The organism is Colwellia sp. BRX8-4, assembly GCF_014077345.1.
GTDB lineage: Bacteria > Pseudomonadota > Gammaproteobacteria > Enterobacterales > Alteromonadaceae > Colwellia_A.
Map to the genome: position 1 here is coordinate 1 of NZ_JACGVS010000037.1, position 19170 is coordinate 19170.

Genomic DNA, 19170 nt, shown 5'->3' on the forward strand with positions numbered 1-19170 from the left:
AAACCTTTCATATGTTCAACGACACTTCGTCCTAAAGCACTTAAAGCATAGCCCCCTTCAAGCATTGATATTATTCGACCTTCACTGTACTTATCAGCAATGGTCTTAAGTTCATCCGTTACCCAACGGTAATCACACTCAGTCAGGCTAATTTGCGACATTTCATCTTCGATATGAGCGTCAAAACCAGCAGAAATGAAAATAATTTGCGGTTTAAATTTCTCTAAAGCCGGCAACCAATGCTTACTTATCGCCGATCTAAACTCAGGGCCTTTGCAAGTGGCAGGTAAGGGGGTGTTGATAATAGGTGGCGTATCACTTTCTTGCATTTCAAAAGGATAAAAAGGGTACTGGTAGCTTGAACAAAATAAGTAACCTTGTTCTTTGCCATTAGCGGTGGCTCTTTTAATAATATCTTCGGTGCCATTACCATGATGTACGTCAAAATCTACGATCGCGACACGTTCTAGTTTATATTTTTTCTTTGCGTAAGCGGCTGCGATAGCAATATTATTAAAAAAACAAAACCCCATACCTTTATCATATTCAGCATGATGCCCAGGAGGGCGCGTAGCACAAAAAGCGGCCGTTAAGGTTTTATCCATCACTAAATCAACGGCATTAATCGCTGCACCAGCCGATAATAAGGCAGCTGGTAAGGTATCAGCATTCATGCTGGTATCATCATCAAGGCGAAAAATGGCATCTTGATCGCTTTTTTTTGGAGCATTATCAAAAATATATTGGATATACTTGTCATCGTGAGCAAGTGAAATGAGATCTCGGTCGATAGGTGTAGCATCATATTGGCGGATAACATATTCAAGGCCACTGCGGATCAACTGATCTTGAATCGCCCCCAGTCTTTTTGGGCTTTCTGGATGATAATCCCCCATACTGTGCCCATTACATTTATGATGACCAATTACACCTACTGTCATGATTGTTCCTCTATTTCTGCTATTGTTGATGCTGTTAATTGTAATTCTAAATTGAGTTCGTCCATCTCTTCAGAATATTTTCGAAGAAATCCTGCTTTTTCAAAGACCTTTAACATTGGCGCATTATCTCGTCTTACACAGGCAATGAGCTTGTCTAGCTTACGTAGGGTAGCAATTTTTATTATTTCATCTAATAAGGTTTTTGCCATTCCTTTACCACGTTTATGCTCGCTGATAACGAAAGCTACTTCACCACAATTATGACTTTCGATGAAGTAGTAGCGACCAACGGCATGGATAACATCAGCTAAATTAGTGCGCTGAGTAAAGCACAAGGCTAAATCTTTATGTTGGTCGACACTGACTAACTTACAAGCGTTTTCACGGGTCATTTGTGTGGCATGATGGTTATAACGCATGATCAAGGTTTCTTTGGTATGCGAATAGAAAAACTCCTGTAAACGACGTTCGTCAGCGGGAGCTAAGGGGCGTAAATAATAATTAATGTCTTCAAAGGTAAATTTTTTGAGTTCTATTTCGCCTAATTCAGGTACTGAGGTTGGCGAGCTCTCTTGATATTCTGGCACCCAATAGTTTTTCCTGACATCTTTTAAAAGTTGCTCGCGAAATTTTGGATGAGCAATACGAATAAGTTCTAATGCCCGTTCACGGATACTTTTCCCTAATAATGAAGCAATACCATATTCAGTAACAACATAAGAGACATGACCGCGAGAAGTGACCACACCACCACCTTCGGTAATATGGGCAACAATACGAGAGGTTTTTCCATCTTTTGTTGTCGAGGGCAGCGCAATAATGGGTTTACCACCTTTACTCAATGACGCGCCACGTACAAAATCGACTTGACCACCAATACCACTATAAAATTGATAACCAATAGAATCTGAAACGACCTGACCAGTCAAATCTACTTCTATAGCGCTATTAATAGAAACCATATTATCATTTTTAGCAATATTTACCGGAGAGTTAACATGCTCTGAAGGATAGAATTCAACATGGGGGTTACCATCAACAAAATCGTAGAGTCGCTGCGTTCCCATACAAAAAGTTAACACGGCTTTTCCTTTGTGGAAGGTCTTTTTACGGTTGTTAATAACACCCGAACGTATTAAGTCGATTACGCCATCAGAGATCATCTCACTATGAATACCTAAATCTTTATGGTTCGCTAAATAGCGTAAGACCGCTTCAGGAATTTTTCCTATACCTATTTGCAGGGTTGAGCCATCTTCAATGAGCATAGAAACATATTGACCTACTTGCTCTGCCACTCGGTCAATACTCGGTTGTGCTAAAACAGGAAGAGTTTGATCTGCCTCTAACCAAGCATGAATTTGATTAACATGAACAAAACTATGTCCATTCGTTCGTGGCATTTTTGAATTGATTTGTGCAATAACATATTTTGCTGATTTTACTGCCGACGACACTATGTCTACGCTCACGCCAAGTGAACAATAACCATATTCATCTGGCGGACTAACCATAATTAATGCCGCATCAAGTGGTAAAACATTTTCACGAAATAAACGGGGAATATCAGAAATAAAGCTCGGTGTATAGTCAGCTCTGCCTTCGGCGATGGCTTCGCGAATATTTTTACCACCAATAAATAGCGCATTTACTTTGAATAAATCTTTGTGCTCAGGTGTTGCCCACTTATTATCTGAAAGCGTTAATATATGAACTGTTTCAATGTCATGCAATTTTGCACTGTTGGCAATTAAATCGTCGATTAAGGCGTTTGGTACAGCGGCATTAGAGCCAATGAAAATGCGATTACCTGATTTTAAGAATTGTTCCCATTTTACTGTTTTCTTATCTTGGTCGAATAATGACATAGTAAGTGACTCTCATTAATGATGATAAATAAAGTATGCCGCAACAGCTAAAGGCTTTATTGATTAAAATCAAGGCAATTGAGTATAACGTAACGTTATTGTCTATGGTCTTATACCTTAGTCTTAACGTGTGAATATTTTGTTGTTTATACTTAAATAAAAATTAAAGGGTTTTAACATTGAGATAGACACTTTTTGGTTATAAAAGTAATCAATTTATTTATCATTGACTGAAAAGAATAAAACCAATCCAGCTGATGACTAAAAGCAACCAAGGTAAGTAAAGTGCCCTTTTAGGTGGTATCTCTTGAGGGCAAGCTTCAGTGCTTTTTTCTTGATTGTTCTTTTCTCTCAGTAATGATTTTTTGGCCTTATCACGTATGCGAGATTTTTTACTCTGCTGCTTCTTATATTCAGCAATACCTTTCTCAATACCTTGGGCAATAAGTTTAGTCTGCTCCTTCGTTTGTTTAGGCTTTTGTATGCTTTTAGCTATTTTTATTGCTTGTTCTTGTACTTCAGGAGAGTGTTTATCTAACATTTTATTTATTATCGTCTAATATTAATATCATAAAGATGAATCTATAAGAACCTCACCTGTTGAGCAAGGCTTATCTTAACTTTTAAAAAGTGATAAACCGTGCGTATGCCAGCGAAGGTATTTGTTGAACTTTGAATGAAGATTTTTTAATTGTATGACCTTATTATTTAAAAGAGAATTACTTGTCTTACTTATCTTTATTAATGTCGATAGTTACGCATCTAATGAAAATCAAGTGAAAACCTTCAAGCAGGAGTCACCTGGCATTCAGGTTGTATCTGAAATTTATCCACCTTACCAAGTTATCAATGAAAATGGTGAGCTTAGTGGGCTGTCTGCTGATAAAGTAAAATTGCTCTTTCATCATTCCTCTATTGATTATCAGATAAAGATATATCCGTGGGCACGGGCTTATCAACTAGCGTTAACGCAACCCAATATTTTTATATTTTCGCTTTTAAGGACACAAGAGAGGGAGTCTTTATTTCGGTGGGTAGCACCATTATGTTCGATAGAATTTTCATTTTATCGCTTAAAAACTAGGCCTGATATTCAAGTTAATTCATTAGCAGAAGCAAAAAATTATCTTATTGCTGCACAAAAAGGGCAAGCTTCAGCCGAGTATTTATTAAGACTAGGTTTTGAACCTGAAAAAAATCTATCCATTTCATATAATAACGATAATTTTATTCAAATGTTAGCCTTCGACCGTGTTGAGTTGGTCGTTCTCTCATCAACATACTTTGCATCGCTCATTGAAAGCAATTCACCCTATGCGGACAAGATAGAACCTATTTTTCCTATTGATTACTTAACGCGTAATTTATATTTAGCGAGTAGCCTTAATACCTCCTCCGATTTGATAAATAGACTTAATATATCCTATGATGAGTTAGCACCAAATTTTGACCATGACTGTAAAGAATAAACCTTGTTATTGCTTGATGGGTTGGCTGAATTACATGGATATTGGTTAAAAATACTAAATCATCATGTTTTATCTGTCTATTTATTACCGTGGATATGTAGGGTGTTGTAATTTAACATTATTATTAATGGTCTGTTTATTGCTTTCATTTTAATAATATTTTAACTGTTTAAAGGAATAATAATATGGCCGTTAACATTGCAGATAGACCTACCGACAAAGTAAGAGAAGAGGTGGTTGACCAATTAGTGATGAACTATAGTCACGGTGAACTTTCACATGAAGCTTTTGAAAGGCGATTAGATCAAGCAATGGCTTTTGAATCTAATGAAGACCTTGTTTCACTTGTTGCTGATTTAGACTTAAAAGTTGACGAAGAATATATCGAGAAGAAAAAAGAAGACTTTCGCTTTAATTATTCTTCAACGCCAACAGATGACAGTGATTTACTTATTAATATCTTTAGCGGAAGTGGCCGCAGTGGTGAATGGCGAGTCGCTAAAGAAATTAAATCAATAAGTGTCTTTGGTGGTTGTGATATTGACTTTAGTGAGGCTATTTTTACTCAGCGTGAAGTTACGGTGAAAGTTTTTTGTTTGTTTGGCGGAATTGATATATTCGTACCTGAAAATGTTAAAGTTGTTTCGAAAGCTTTTTGTATTTTTGGTGGCATTGACAATAAAGCGCCATCAACTGATTATATTGATGCACCAACAATATATGTTGAAGGTTTAGTTTTATTTGGTGCACTAGATATCAAGCTGAAACGTACCTTAAAAGAACGTTTTACCGCTTTTGCTAATGGGTTAAAAGATATATTTTATTAGCCTAGATGATGTTATTTCAACGTTAAATTAACGGCTTTATTCTTCAAGGAAAGTAAATTTAATTTTGGTAGAGAAACGTTTAATAAAGGCACTTGCGATAATCTCCTAATAGATAAATAAAAACGCTGACACATTACGTGTCAGCGTTTTTTTATTCGCTAATAAAATAGTTAGTCTGTAAAGGTAATTCTTGGTTTAGCACCCTTAGTAGAGTCTATTTTTGGTGAGCAAAGTAACAGCCTAGAAGAGGCGATGCCGTGCTCTTTTACCATATAATCTTTAAAAGCCTCAAGGCGCTGCCCAGAAATTTCAGCCAATTGTTTTATATCATCTATGTCGGTAATCTTAGTCCCTAACGGTTTATCAATGTCTTCTGGTGTTGCAATAGCACACAAGGTTAATTGTGTATCGAGCTTATCTGTCATCAGGGCTGAAAATTGAGCCAAAAATTGGCTTTGCTGAGCCGTTAATTGTGTTTCTTTTATTGGAAAGTTTAAATCATTAAAACGAACTTTTAATAAGTAATCACCCGCAGACATAGCAACAGTAACTACATTGGCGTAAGGCACAAAGGTAGTGATCAAATATTCTTTAGCAGCAGACATCGTTGCTTTTTTTACCAGTAAATTAATAAAACCACTCATGCCAAAAGAAGGATCATCAGTGCTACCTTTCAACGGAATATCTAGCTCTACGTTGCCATCACCATCTTTTAACATCCCTAAGGCAATGTTAAAAGGTATCGATGTTTGGCTTTTCACTGTGCCTGTTTCATGATCGTTTGCTGCACCTAGCTCCACACCTCTTAAAAATAACTTGGTCTTGCCAGCAATTTTTTTATCATCAACGGTTACATCTAGATCGACATCAAGCTGACCGCTTTTAAGTTCGTAGTTAAGTGCTTGCGCAATATAAGTCGATAATGAAGGCAAGCTGACCTCTTTGAAGAAACCATTCAATTTATAATAATCTTTTTTACTAAAAGGTTTAGCAACGGCAGATAAGTTGAAATTGGCGTATTTATCACTGTTACCGGTTAAGATAAAATTACTTTCTTGCTGTGGCTTTTGGTTATCAAAAGGGCCAGCGTTAAACGTTGTGATGTTAAATGCTCTTTTGTAATAAGGACTTGTGCTGCGATCAATAAAAGTAATACCGGCGCTATCACCAAATGAAAAAGAATTAAGTGACAATAAAAATAAGCTTTCTTCGCTTTCTGCTTCACCCTCAATGGTTTTTGGTGAATTAATTGTTTTGGCTAGCGGCTCGGCAACCGGCGGTTGATCTTTTGGTGAAGTGGGTAAGCCAGTAATATTTTTTTCTTCGTCTAAGTTGGTATCAATAGTTAAACCTAATAGGTTAATCGTATCGATGAATAGACCTTGCTGAGAGACAGTTACATCATTAATACTTAGGTTTTTGAATTGGGCTAAAGGGGGAAAATCATCTGCGGTATTTTCAGCAAATAGACTTTGCTCAATAATCAGATTTTTGATATTAGCAGTTATTAATGACTCTGTTGTAGTCACCGCAATATCATCAAGTTTTATTGCTGATACTTTAGCTAATAGTTGCGCGCCTTCACCTTCATAGGCCTTTAAATCTTTAATGTTTAATGAAGCGGTGCCGGTTATTTTAGGCGCTTGTTCATTAACAAGCGCAATAGAAAAGTTTTCTAAAGTTAGCGGAAAAATATTAAGAGCAAGCGTTTTGTTTTTTTGTGTCGCTTTAAAGTCAGTTGTTTTTAACTCAAAGGTTTCAACGTTAATGTCGGTGACAGCAGTCGACAGAGAAATTGACTGCTTGCTATTAAGACTGATAGAACCCTGCATTGTTAGTGGTTCTTGCTCGGGGCTATTAGCGGTTAACAGCGGCTGTAATGGGGTGAGTGCTAATTCAGACAAGGTTATTTCAGAGCTTATTTTACGCTGCTCTGAAGTGAAATCGGCATTTAATTTTAAAAACAAAGGGGCCTTATTAATTAAAGCATTAAGTACAAGCTCTGCTTGTTGTGTTTTTGTCGAGGCAAGTGCATTTTTTATAACAAGTGAATTAATGATAAATTCTTGTTGGCTTTGTTCAATACCTAGATTAAAAATAGCATTGGAAAGGCTAAAGTAGGGTAATGAAACTTGATAATTATTGGCGACCTCATTATTTGGATTTTTTGCTAAATCTGTTGTTTGTGCTGTAGGTGTTTCGACGGATGTTTTAGTATCGTTTGAATTATTGGCAATAACAAAGCCACCAATAACCGGTGCCTCACCATTTAAATTAACATCTAGATATAAGCCATCAATAGCAAACTCTGAAACATACAAAGTATCAGTTAATAGTTTAAATAAACTCACCGTAACGTTTAAAGACTTTAACGATATAAGGGGCTTATCGCTATTTTCTACGCTGACTATCTCTAGTTCTCGTATATTTAAATTCGACCAAAAAGGGTTATAACGTATGGTTGTTTTATCAGCTAGGGTGAGCTGCTGCTCATTAAGGTATTTAGTTAGGTAATGTCGACTAACAAATGGTGAAGAGAGCCAGATAATTAGCAAAAGAGCAATAATAAATAAGCCGATAAACTTAATTACTTTAGCTAAGGTTTTTATCGAAGAAGACATAGTTTTCCTAATTTAGGGAGCAGTTGTTATTAAAATTATTATTCATTAAATGAAGCGGATGTTTAATACTTTTGTATCATGTTCTGTTACACAAATGATGCTTAACGGCAATAATATTGTAAATGTGAGTAGGTTATTGACTTTTTTATCGACTGTCTAGTCTTATGGTTGGGATCTTGCCAGTAATCCAAGTCTTAAGTTATTTTTGTTGCTCAACAGTATCCAACACCGTATGCTGATTGTTAACTGGTCTGACCTTTGTTTTCTTCTATTCACGAATATTTTAATAATCCTATGACAAATCAAGAATCTTTATTTTTATCTCATGGAGATCATCAACTTCATTTAAGGCATATTTGGCAACAAAAGGGCGGTACGCCTATTTTTATGTTACATGGTGCTATTGAAAATGGCCTTATTTTTTATACTAAAAAAGGTAAAGGTCTAGCATGCTACTTAGCAGAGCAGGGCTTTGATGTTTATGTCGCCGATTTACGTGGCCGTGGTGAAAGCACGCCTCGTATTGATAAACATGCTGTACATGGTCAATTTGAAGCGATCACTGAAGATATTCCACATTTTATAAATTACATTTTTCAAGTCACACAACAAAAAATTCATCTTGTTGCACATTCCTGGGGAGGGATTTTATTGGCGAGTACGTTGGCCAGATTTCCTAAAATAATTGAACGTATTCGTAGTAAAACTTGTTTTGGTACCAAGCGCATGGTGACGGTAAAAAGTTTAGAAAAAATGTTTAAAGTGGATATTGTTTGGAATAATATCGCCCCTAAATTGGCAAGGAACAAAGGATTTTTAGATGCTAAAAAGCATGGTATTGGCTCTGATAATGAAACCGAACAATCGTTAGCCGATAGCGTCGCTTGGGTTAAAAAAAGTGCTTGGCATGATACGACAGATGGTTTTGATTACTTTCAAGCAGCTAAGTCAATTGATTGGCCCCCAACATGGCACTTTACTGGTAGTAAAGATAAAGTGTTAGGACATGCTAGCGATGTAAATATTTTCATTCAAGAATATAATCCGAAAGCGAAATTTACTTTGTTGTCAAAATCTTCAGGGAATATGCAAAATTACGATCACATTAATATCCTCACTCATCCTAATGCTAGAATTGATCACTATCCACAGTTAGTAAAATGGTTGAAGTCTCAATGACTTACCGAACCGTTAGGGCGTTTTTTAAGTGGTTATACAGATAACCTTTTATCCGATACCTTATTAAGTCAATAATGTTATTAATTCAGTGTAGATATTTAGCCTATACTTTAGTACTTAAAAAGTTGCTGCAATCGCCTTTACTGAATGCTGCAAGGGTAAAAGCTATTCCTCTAACCTTCCTACCGACAACATAAAATGATGTGATGCGTAAACATGAAGGTGTTATCAATGAATAACCTTGTTGTAGGTATTTATCTATCTAGGATTAATCCTAGATAAATACTTTGTTTAATAACCCTAGTAAAAGATAAAATCAACATAACGACAAGCACAACTCATCCTTATTAAATGATAGGTCAGGCAGCTCAACTTTGTAAAAACAGCCATTGTTACCATTTATTACTTGGTATTAGAGGATAATGCTATTAAATTTGAACTATGTTAATTATTTGTAATCAATATTAGTTCAATATCTTTGTGTTCACTTAGGTGGGGATAAAGGCTAGCAATAAATCAGACACCAAAGGATTATTATGTCAAAGATAGCAACAATAACGATGGTTTTATTATTAACGACTTTAGCTTCTCCTCTACTTCTAGCAAAAGCTAATAAATTAAATTTTAATAAATCTCAGCAAAGCTCGCAGCACAAAATAACAGGGAAGTTGCTGTATCTAAATGAGAAAGATGGTGATGTTGATCTACTTATTCATGATGATAACCGCTTTAGTTATTATCCCCGTATCAGTGAGAGTGGATTAGTTGAACAAGCACAGATTATTGATATTCCAGAAAACGCACAGTTCTTTAATCAAGCAACATTGGCGAAGCAAGTAGGCGAAGTGATTGTTTACTTAACAACTAATGCGGTGATGTCTTACAATCTAGAAGATAAAACCATCAGTAAATTGATAGACGTTGATACCTTATACAAGTACCAAGGCATTTTTGACGTAAACTTTGGTGATTTTGTCCACGATTTTAATCAGGATGGCCTAAGCGATTTTATTACTCATAGTTTAGATACAACTCATATATATTTGCAAAACGCTACGGGAGCATTTACTCAGCAATCCTTTGCTATATCACCTCGTATTGAAAAGTCAGGGCGTGGTCTGTCATTTACCCCACAAAATTTTTACCATGCTGACTTTAATCACGATGACAAAAAAGATATCGCCTTCCAAATTGATGATCAATTGATGGTCTTTGCTCAAACACCTACTCAGTTATTTGATCATAATCCCATGGTTATTAACTTAAATGCACATTTAGAAAATAAGAATTCTAAGATAAAAAAACAGCAAGGTGAAAAAAGTGCTTCTGTAAAGCTTGAAACCATTGAAGATATAAATGGTGATGGGCTCGTTGATATTGTCACCAAAGAGTCAGTACGAGAAGGCATGATGTCTAGAACTAATCACCTGATGATACGTTATGGGTTCATAGAAAATGGTCTGATGCAGTACAAAAAGGAAGCTGATGGTCATGCGACTTTTGATGGTGAAGGTATGATAAAGTTTAAAGATGTTGATGGTGATGGCTTGAAAGATTATTACACCTTAAGTGTTGAAATGGGCATAGGTACTATGATGTCGGCAATGTCTGGTGCTATAGATATGGATTTACGCTTCTATAAGTTGGAAAAAAACGGTAAGTATGTAAAAAAGCCTGTTTATGAAAATGAAGTTGAAATAGCAATTAATTCTGGCAGTGACGGTGAGGCACTAACCGATGTTAGCGACTTTAATGGTGATGGCATTAATGACTTGATCCTTAAAACTGATGATAAAGAATTTACCATCTACTCGGGGGCTAAAGGCAAACGTTTATTTGCTAAACGTGGCGCTGATTATGAAATTTCCTTACCTAAAAGTGTCCGCACTGAAATTAAAGATTTTAATAATGATGGTAAAGCAGACATCCTCTTTTTATATGGCACCCACTATGATGAAGATGAAGATGAAGAGAAAGAAGTGGGCGAAAATAAACTGACATTATGGTTATCAGCGAGTTAATTAACACTAAAGTTCGCTATACTATCACGGGTGAATGCCGATGTTCTTTGCTGCAAGCAAATCAAAAGCCTTCCCTCTTTTTTAGCAATGTCATGGTGCTATGAATAACATCATGACAATTTTTAAGGTCACATTATGCGCTTTTTATCCCGTAGATTGGTTCTTCCTAATGATTTAAACTATGCAAACTCACTTTTTGGTGGCCGCGCATTAGCCTGGATTGATGAAGAGGCTGCTATTTTTGCTATTTGTCAATTAGAGACTAACTGTTTAGTGACTAAACATATTGGTGCGATAAATTTTGAATCACCAGCCGTGCAGGGTGATGTAGTTGAGTTTGGATTATCAACCAAAAGTGTGGGGAAAACGTCAATAACAATCACTTGTTTAATGCGTAATAAAATTACTAAAAAGACCATCTGTTTAGCTGATGATATTGTCTTTGTACAAGTCGACCCTGAAACTAAAGCACCTATCCCACATGGAAAAACCTTACTAGCTTTACAAGCTCAAGAAGCCGAATAAATCACGCCAGTTTAGATTCTCATCAAAAATATCCCTGTCATAAAAAATCAACATTTCCTGTTGATTTTTTTAGTTTTTTTATTGATTTTACTCCGCTAAAGAATCATTTTGAAATATTTATTTACATATGTAGATTATTTTATCTAGATATTTTTCTTGTGTGTTAGTGTGTTGGTGGTGTATAACACCTATATTGTTTTTATTTAAACATAAATAACAGAACTTAAGCATAACTACCGTTAGGAAATATTATGACACCTCAGTGGGATAATGAAAAACCGATATACCTACAGTTATACCAGCAAGTTGTTGCTCGTATTCTCGATGGTTATATCAAAGAAGGCGAAGCATTGCCATCAGTCCGAAAAGTGGCTGCAGAATATCAAGTGAATCCAATTACTATTTCTAAGGCGTATCAAATGTTACAGGATGAACAAGTTGTAGAAAAACAGCGTGGAAAAGGTTTATTTGTTAAATCAGGAGCGCAAGAGCTAATGCTTGATCGAGAGCGCGAAACTTTCTTGGTTCAGCAATGGCCAGAAATATTAAAACAAATAACGCGATTAAAACTTTCTGCTGAGCAGTTGCTAACAGGAGATAAGTTATGAATGAATTGATTTCTATAACAGGCTTAAACAAATCTTACGGTAAGAAACATGTTGTGTCTGATGTGAGCTTAAGTATTCATAAAGGACAAATTGTTGGTTTAGTTGGTCCTAATGGTGCGGGTAAAACCACATGTCTTCAATCGATGCTAGGTTTAATTGATTTTGAAGGTGATATTAATGTTCTTGGCCATCATCCAAGAAAAGACCGTGAAAAGATGCTTAACGATGTCGCCTATATTTCAGATGTCGCTATATTGCCCAAATGGTTAAAAGTTACTCAAGCATTAAGCTACATGAATGATGTTCATCCTAATTTCGATATTGAAAAAGCACGTACATTTCTGGCAAAAACTAATATCGATATGAATGATAAAGTGAAGGCTTTGTCTAAAGGAATGGTTACTCAGTTACATTTATCTTTAGTGTTAGCTATAGACGCTAAAGTGCTTGTTTTAGATGAACCAACGTTGGGGTTAGATATTTTAACCCGTAGACAGTTTTATACGCACTTATTAGAGGATTTTTATACGGAAGATAAATGTATTCTTATAACTACGCATCAGATTGAAGAAATTGAGCATATTTTAACGGATGTTGCCTTTATTCAAGAAGGTAAAATTGTTATAGCTGAAAGCACTGAAAATATTCGTGAACGTTTTACATTGTTAACCGTAACTCAGGACAATATCGAGCAAGCAAAGCAATTTAAACCGCTCTTTTCAAATAGTTTAATGGGGTTAACGACCATGCTTTTTGACAATCAAAAAAATGAGGACTTACAAACGTTGGGTAAAATAAGCGTACCGAGTTTAGCTGACATTTTTGTTGGCGTGATGACCAAGGAGATATGTTCATGAACACGAAAGTATTAACAACTTCAATTAAAAAAGAATTATGGGAATTTAGCAATATTCTAAAATGGGTGCCCATGGTTATCGCTGCTTTGGTCATCGTGATGCCTCTCGCTATTTTTATGCAAAGTAATGAAAGTTTTAGTGACTTATTTCAGTTTTTAACGACATTCCCTGAACAGTTTTTTTCTGCTGAGCATGCACCAATGATTCCTAAGTTATTCTTTGTAATGGCTCTTTCTTTATTTGCACCCTTTTTAGTGGTGGCGTTAATCATTCAGCTTTATTATTTTACTGTATGTCTATTTGATGAACGCAGAGATTTATCTATTATGTTTTGGCGCTCGTTACCTGTTTCTGATGTCACAGCAATTATTGCCAAATTAATTACCGGAGCCTTGGCAATTCCAGCTATATTTTTAGGAGCCGCAACCGCTACTTTGTGCTTGATTCTTTTGTTAGCGTTTTTAGTTTGCATTATATTGTCGGTTGGTTACGATGCTAGCTTATGGGCATTGTGGGTTGAAGCTGATATTTTAAGTGGAGTATCACTTATTTGGTTACACCTTATCCCTCTTGCTATTTGGATGTTACCTTTGTTTGCATGGTTAATGTTAGCGTCTATGTATGCGAAGAAAGCACCATTTTTATGGGCAATATTACCTGTCGCCGTTGTTTTATTAGTGGAAGGCTTTGTCGTGCACTACTTCCATTTATCGCAATTCTATATAGGTGGCTTATTACTTGAGTATTTCTCACTTTCATCACAATTTGTTGAATCTGTACAAGGGCAAGAAAATTTTGCCAGAACGGTACCATTGCAAGCACTTATTACTAAATTAAATATAGGAAGTGTATTAGTGGGTATTTCATTACTTTATGGCACATATTGGTTAAGAAAGAATAAAGCTGAGGTGTAACTCAATTACAGAACATTAATCTTTATTATTTAAATCTGCATCACCAACATATTCAATATGTGAATGATGCAGTTTTTTTTATGGGTTAAATTAATTAACCAGAATAAAGATGAGTTATTATTTGTTGTTAAATATACTTGAGGCAGTTCTATTCTGAATGTAGCAGAATAAATTATTAATGTGTGAACAGGTAAGGAGTCGGTTATTCTTGCTGAAAACTAGATACGCTATAGTTGATACTATAGCGTGATAAAGATAAATTAAGCGGTAACTATTTTTGCAAAAAAACCTTCAACTTGTAGCTTTAAGCGATTTTTAACCTGCTTATTGAGCCCTAGTGTAAAAAGTATACTTGAAAGCGTGATAACAATAATCACTGTTTTATATAACTTAATACCCGTAAATAAAATTAAAACCATTAATAACAGTGTATAGGTTAACCCCATTACGGCAAGACATAAGCACAAACCTTGCACTTCTTTATTTTGAAATATCTTCATGCTTTATTTCTCTTCTTTGTTCAATATGAATTAGCTTAGCAAAGTTATCTTATTCACTCTATAGCCAAATTAATTACAAATGTTACATGAGGTTTCGAAAGTTAATTTAAAAAAATGTCACGAAATAAAAAGTGATGGTGTCTTGGTAATGAAATAGGAAGTTTCTGTCTTCCTATCGATTACAACAAGGAAAAATGATGAATATAGTACATATAATATTAACCGTACTCGTGATTTCGATAAGCCTGAATACCAAAGCTGAAAGTTGCATTAGTGTTGAGGTGCACGGTGAAGGACAACCGATAATTTTAATTCCAGGACTAATGAGTAACGGCGAGGTTTGGCAGAAAAGTGAAGAATATCTAGCAAAAAATTATCAGGTGCATACGGTGAGTATTGCAGGATTTGCAACGACAGCCCCATGCCCTAGTGCAGATAATATTATACCCGCGGTAAAATCTGAATTATTGAGCTACATACAAAAACATCAATTACAAAAATCAGTATTAATAGGGCATAGCTTAGGGGCTTTTTTATCTTATAGTTTAGCGATAAAAAATGAGGCACTATTTTCTGCCATTATTGCGGTCGACGGCTTACCTTATATTGCGCCAATATTTACAAAAACAGCTGCGACTATACCAAAAGATATGCAACGACAAGCTGACTACATTCGAAGTATGTATCAACAAGCAACGACTCAGCAAATGGCTGATATGACTAAACAAACCATTGCTATTCAAGCCACATCAATAGAAAATCAGCAAGCGGTTATTGCTATGGCAAAAGTGTCTGATCAAAAAACAGTGGCTTCAGCTTTGCATTTTTTATTACTCAATGATTTACGAGAGCCATTAAAGCAAGTGAAAACGCCCTTACTGCTTATTGCTGCGCAAGGTGCATTTACCGATGAAGAATCTCGACGATTTGCTACCGTGTTATATCAACAACAAATAGAAAATGTGCCTAATGCCCATTTAATTACCAACATTGATGCTCGACATTTTATTATGTGGGATGATAATAAATGGTTAATGGCACAAACAGATATATTCTTACAGGGAGTGTTATAAAATGCTATTTACTGATGAGCAACAATTACTTCCTGATATCGCACTAGCAAAATCGGGGGATCAACTCGCCTTTACCCGTTTAATTGAACAACTAACAAATACCGTAGGCGCTATTGCTTTAGCTATTACCAAAGATCTCGATAGCAGTGAAGATGTGAGCCAAAAAGTTTTCATTAAAGTATGGCGAGAAATCAACCAACTTAAAGAGAATATAAGCTTTTTACCTTGGGTTCGACAAATCACCCGTTACACCGCGTTAAATCATATAAGAGACGAAAAGGTTAACCGTAACGTAAAAGGTGATGAAACCGATATTTTACTTGCCACACTTGTTGACCCAAGTCATTCGGGCGATGCAAGTTTACTGCGCGAAGAACAAAATACTTTAATTCAAACGCTATTAGCAGAGCTACCCGACGAGAGTCGAGAAATTGTTTTGTTATATTACAGAGAGCAGCAAAGTAGCCAGTGTGTAGCTCTGCTATTAGGTTTAAACGAAGCGACGGTTAGAAAACGTTTAAGCCGCGTACGAGCATTAATAAAAGAACAAGTCTTAGCACGTTATGGCAAAGTTATTTTATCAACGAGCCCGTTAGGTTTTACGGCGTTAGTTTTATCAGGACTTTCAGTGAGTTCACCTGTTGCTGCAGCTGTTGTCACGAAAAGTATTGTGAGTAGTCAAAGCCATTGGTTAGTAAAAGTACTATTGGCTTTAGGAGGCGCAATGATCGGCGCTTTACTCGGTATGGTGGCAAGTTATATTGGTATGTCCAAAGTCATTGAAAAGATGGTAGATGAAAAACAAAAAGCTCAGCTTAAGGTGTTACGTAATAAAACAGCTTTTCAATTGTTCCTCAGTGGTATTTTTTTCACGTTAAGTTATGAATTCACAGAAGGTTGGGGGATGCCTTGTTTATGTTTTATAACATTATTTTATTTTATTTATCGTTCAACTCAACAAGTGAACACACTCGTGGGGCTTTCGATTGCTACAACAGAATTAAGTGACACTGATTTGATTAAGCAATCAAAAAAAGATAAGTTATGGTGCCAGTTCGGCTTGATAATGGGCTTCTTGGGGGGTGGTTCAGGTTTACTTGTTGGTTTATACAATAGCGGCCGTTTTGCGACTTTTTGGTAATAAAAATATAGATTTAAATAGGAACACTATGCAATTAAATGAATTACTTGAAAAGGTAAATGCTACCCCAGAACTGATTGAATTTAATGAAGTGATGGCGGTTATTTCTGCTAATTACCATTATCAGCCATGTGCATTTGAAAATGGTGAATTAACTAATCTGTCAGGCACGAATGAAGGTTCATGTAAAATTTTTGCTTTTGCACAATTACAGGGGCTATCTAAAGAAGCAACATTGGCGTGTTTTGGTCATTATTACCGCGAGGATGTTATGTTGAATTCTGCGGGGACAGATCACGGAAATATTAGAAACTTCATTAAGCAGGGCTGGCAAGGTATTAATTTTTTTGGTGTTGCGCTTTCGTAATTATGCCTCTTCTATTAGGTATTGTTCGTAACCTTTTACGCCAAAATATCGAACAGATTTTTTTAGTTTGATCATTTTGGCGATAAGTGACTCACCAAAATAAACTTTTACGACTTGTTTTTCGCCATTAGTGTCGCTTTGGTATTGATGGAGCGGATTGTTTCTTAAATTATCAAACGCTGTTTTCATAATTAATTTCAATGGCTTAATTTTCTTCTTTTAACGTGCTGGTATATTTACTGACTATAGCACTTATTTTTCTATTATTTATTAAGCTATTAATAGCTTGGTTTATGATCGGCACGATATGCGCTTTAGATTTATGTATACGTAACGGGCGTAGGGAATGTTCATGAACTTGACCTATGACAACGGTTAACTGATGACTTCTACTCAGGTAGTTAACTATGGTTCTATCGACAATGCCGACTGGTAACCTATTACCTTCAATAAGTTTTAATAATTTCAGTTCACTTTCAACATCATAACGGGTGAAAACGGTATCAAAAGCGTAGCCAAATCCGTTGATCGTTGCAATGGTTTCATCTGCTAACGGACCTATATTTCTTAATTTTCCTTTCGGAAATACATAAACGTCTTCAGTTTTAAATAGCGGTTGGCTATAGATAGAAATAGCCGTTTCGTTTGCTCGCCACGCGCCAATAGGACAACATTCGATATCGACTTTACCGTCGGTAAAGCTAGAACGTACTCGTGCAGAAGAGAGATAAACAAACTCTAATTGATAAGGGGTTAGTTTAAATATCTCTTGAAACACTTCGACATAAATACCGCGATGCTCTTGTTCACCAAATGAATAAGGAGGCTTTCCATCGAAGGAGAGTGCCACCCTTATCGTTTCTGCTTGAGCGCTTAAACTGATAAACAATAAAATACAAATCCACTTCATGCTATAAAAGACTCGTTGTTTCGGTTTTCTTCTGTCTCAATTATAACAAAAATAATAGCTTGTGCTTAAATTATTACTTCTGATGAATTAATCGCTCGAGCTCTTGTTTGGACAAGTAGTTTTCCATGGTTGAACGCAGTAATTTGTATAATAAAATTGAGCCATCAATTTCTTCTTTACGGTTGGTTAAACTCTCAATATTTAACCCTAATGGTAAATCGTAGGGTAAAACAGCATCGAGTATTTGTTGTAAAGTATTTAAACAGATGCGAATAGATTCATATAGTGGTTTTTCCGCATTAAGAATACGTAAACTAGTCGCTTCAGGAACACTAACACCTAACCATTCAATAAATTCGAGTGTTTTTTTACTGCCACAAGGTGAAAATGTTAAAATTATCCGCTGAGGCTTTAATCCTTGCTGCTGACATTCAATCGCATAGCGCGTCAACATATCTATAGTGGCTTGTGGATTATAGATAGCTTGAGAAATAAAGAAATTGCAGCCCTGTTGATGTTTTTCTATCAACCGAGTATGTTCATTACCTTTATTTGCATGACGTTCTGCAATGGTGATCCCACCGATAAAGAAATCATTTTTATTATCAACTAAGGTTTTATAAGCACTGGCAAGTGGCAATGAAATCGTGTTTTTTTGCGAAGGGCTACCAACAAGAACAACGTCACGAATGCCATATGTGTGCCAAGCTTCATTTGCCCATTGATCAAAATCATCGTTATTTGACTGAATAACACTTTTATAAGTGATCACGGGTCGTTGAGATTGATTCTGCAGTAATGATGAATAATAACGGGGATCTAATGTTGATTTAAAAGGAAAAGGACGCGGTACATTGGTACGCGAATTTTCGTCTTGTATATCATAAACAATCAAACCATCAAAATCGATATCACTGACACGTTCAAGCAGCTTATTAGCAATAATTTCAATTTGCTCTGCTGGTGTATCACTTTTAGGAGGTGTTGTGCCAATAAAATAGACGCCGCGTGTATTATCGTTATAGCGAGCTCTTAATTCTGATCCTATGTTCACTTTATTCTATACCGTAAATTTGATAAAACTGATGTCATGATAATACCTTTTTAGCCACTAAAAATCTTTGTGATATTTATATTTTATTGTTAATAAAAAATAAAAATGGCATTAATCATTTTTATTTTAGTTATTTTTTATCAAAGTTATCATTAATAATTTACAAATAGTTTACAAAAAGAGTTGACGTAATACTTCGTAATGATAGGTTAGCTCTATATTTAATTAGCTGTACAGTGTTGGCAATAGAACTCAACAAGTTATTGCTGTATATAAAAAAACTAAAAAAACTAAA

19 protein-coding genes are annotated in these 19170 nt (G+C 35.6%); 11 read left to right on the forward strand and 8 right to left on the reverse strand.

The annotated features are described in order from the left end of the window. From H4J56_RS18595 to H4J56_RS18605, 3 genes are all read right to left on the reverse strand, one after another. Positions 1-941, reverse strand: a 941-nt coding sequence (locus H4J56_RS18595; protein ID WP_182259754.1) for a histone deacetylase family protein, incomplete at its 3' end; no start/stop codon positions are given. Further along, a complete protein-coding gene (locus tag H4J56_RS18600; protein WP_070376122.1) occupies positions 938-2809 on the reverse strand; it encodes a GNAT family N-acetyltransferase in 1872 nt (623 codons plus the stop codon). The genes H4J56_RS18600 and H4J56_RS18595, both read right to left, overlap by 4 nt. A 223-nt stretch (positions 2810-3032) precedes the next feature. Beyond that, a complete protein-coding gene (locus H4J56_RS18605) occupies positions 3033-3350 on the reverse strand; it encodes a DUF2956 domain-containing protein (protein WP_070376123.1) in 318 nt (105 codons plus the stop codon). 154 nt (positions 3351-3504) lie between these two features. On the opposite strand from H4J56_RS18605, the gene H4J56_RS18610 reads away from it, so the two are divergent. Next, on the forward strand, positions 3505-4278 hold the full coding sequence (locus H4J56_RS18610) for an ABC transporter substrate-binding protein (protein ID WP_182242973.1): 774 nt from the start codon (positions 3505-3507) through the stop codon (positions 4276-4278). A 185-nt stretch (positions 4279-4463) separates the two neighbouring features. Beyond that, the gene (locus tag H4J56_RS18615; RefSeq protein ID WP_070376125.1) at positions 4464-5105 is read left to right on the forward strand and encodes a LiaF domain-containing protein; all 642 of its coding nucleotides are present in this window, start codon (positions 4464-4466) and stop codon (positions 5103-5105) included. Positions 5106-5275: 170 nt separating this feature from the next. Here the strand turns inward: H4J56_RS18615 and H4J56_RS18620 are convergent, their stop codons facing one another. Next, a complete protein-coding gene (locus tag H4J56_RS18620) occupies positions 5276-7726 on the reverse strand; it encodes a DUF748 domain-containing protein (protein WP_182259755.1) in 2451 nt (816 codons plus the stop codon). A gap of 294 nt (positions 7727-8020) precedes the next feature. Here H4J56_RS18620 and H4J56_RS18625 point away from each other — a divergent pair, with 294 nt between their 5' ends. The 6 genes from H4J56_RS18625 to H4J56_RS18650 all read left to right on the forward strand — a co-directional run bounded on the left by H4J56_RS18625 (position 8021) and on the right by H4J56_RS18650 (position 13830). Beyond that, positions 8021-8905: an alpha/beta fold hydrolase gene (locus H4J56_RS18625; RefSeq protein WP_182259756.1), complete on the forward strand. Its 885-nt coding sequence runs from the start codon at positions 8021-8023 to the stop codon at positions 8903-8905. 536 nt (positions 8906-9441) lie between these two features. After that, positions 9442-10926, forward strand: coding sequence for a VCBS repeat-containing protein (locus H4J56_RS18630; protein WP_182259757.1), 1485 nt, complete (start codon positions 9442-9444; stop codon positions 10924-10926). Positions 10927-11061: 135 nt separating this feature from the next. Then, positions 11062-11451 carry an acyl-CoA thioesterase gene (locus tag H4J56_RS18635; RefSeq protein WP_070376128.1) on the forward strand — a complete coding sequence of 130 codons (390 nt, stop codon included), beginning with the start codon at positions 11062-11064 and terminating at the stop codon, positions 11449-11451. Between the two features lie 251 nt (positions 11452-11702). Continuing rightward, the gene (locus tag H4J56_RS18640) at positions 11703-12059 is read left to right on the forward strand and encodes a GntR family transcriptional regulator (RefSeq protein WP_182218583.1); all 357 of its coding nucleotides are present in this window, start codon (positions 11703-11705) and stop codon (positions 12057-12059) included. After that, positions 12056-12916: an ABC transporter ATP-binding protein gene (locus tag H4J56_RS18645; RefSeq protein WP_182259758.1), complete on the forward strand. Its 861-nt coding sequence runs from the start codon at positions 12056-12058 to the stop codon at positions 12914-12916. Before H4J56_RS18640 ends, H4J56_RS18645 begins: the two co-directional genes overlap by 4 nt. Next, positions 12913-13830, forward strand: a complete 918-nt coding sequence (locus H4J56_RS18650) for an ABC transporter permease (protein WP_182242981.1) — start codon at positions 12913-12915, stop codon at positions 13828-13830. The genes H4J56_RS18645 and H4J56_RS18650 overlap by 4 nt, the downstream gene beginning before the upstream one ends. Before the next feature lie 260 nt (positions 13831-14090). On the opposite strand, the gene H4J56_RS18655 is transcribed toward H4J56_RS18650, so the two are convergent. Continuing rightward, positions 14091-14330, reverse strand: a complete 240-nt coding sequence (locus H4J56_RS18655) for a hypothetical protein (RefSeq protein WP_182222105.1) — start codon at positions 14328-14330, stop codon at positions 14091-14093. A 197-nt stretch (positions 14331-14527) separates the two neighbouring features. Here H4J56_RS18655 and H4J56_RS18660 point away from each other — a divergent pair, with 197 nt between their 5' ends. The 3 genes from H4J56_RS18660 to H4J56_RS18670 are packed head-to-tail and all read left to right on the forward strand — an operon-like array spanning position 14528 to position 16911. Beyond that, entirely contained in the window at positions 14528-15403 is an 876-nt protein-coding gene (locus tag H4J56_RS18660) for an alpha/beta fold hydrolase (RefSeq protein ID WP_182242983.1), read from the forward strand. A 1-nt stretch (position 15404) separates the two neighbouring features. Further along, on the forward strand, positions 15405-16544 hold the full coding sequence (locus H4J56_RS18665; RefSeq protein WP_182242985.1) for an RNA polymerase sigma factor: 1140 nt from the start codon (positions 15405-15407) through the stop codon (positions 16542-16544). A gap of 28 nt (positions 16545-16572) precedes the next feature. Further along, positions 16573-16911, forward strand: coding sequence for a HopJ type III effector protein (locus H4J56_RS18670; RefSeq protein WP_182222109.1), 339 nt, complete (start codon positions 16573-16575; stop codon positions 16909-16911). Here H4J56_RS18670 and H4J56_RS18675 read toward each other — a convergent pair whose 3' ends face one another. From H4J56_RS18675 to H4J56_RS18685, 3 genes are all read right to left on the reverse strand, one after another. Then, positions 16912-17100 (reverse strand): hypothetical protein, encoded by a 189-nt coding sequence (locus H4J56_RS18675; RefSeq protein WP_259366450.1) that lies wholly within the window; start codon positions 17098-17100, stop codon positions 16912-16914. Between the two features lie 16 nt (positions 17101-17116). Then, complete coding sequence (locus H4J56_RS18680; protein ID WP_182242987.1) at positions 17117-17821, reverse strand: ABC transporter substrate-binding protein; 705 nt, start codon at positions 17819-17821, stop codon at positions 17117-17119. Between the two features lie 73 nt (positions 17822-17894). Then, entirely contained in the window at positions 17895-18869 is a 975-nt protein-coding gene (locus H4J56_RS18685) for a methylenetetrahydrofolate reductase (protein WP_404842436.1), read from the reverse strand. Positions 18870-19170 lie beyond the last annotated feature (301 nt).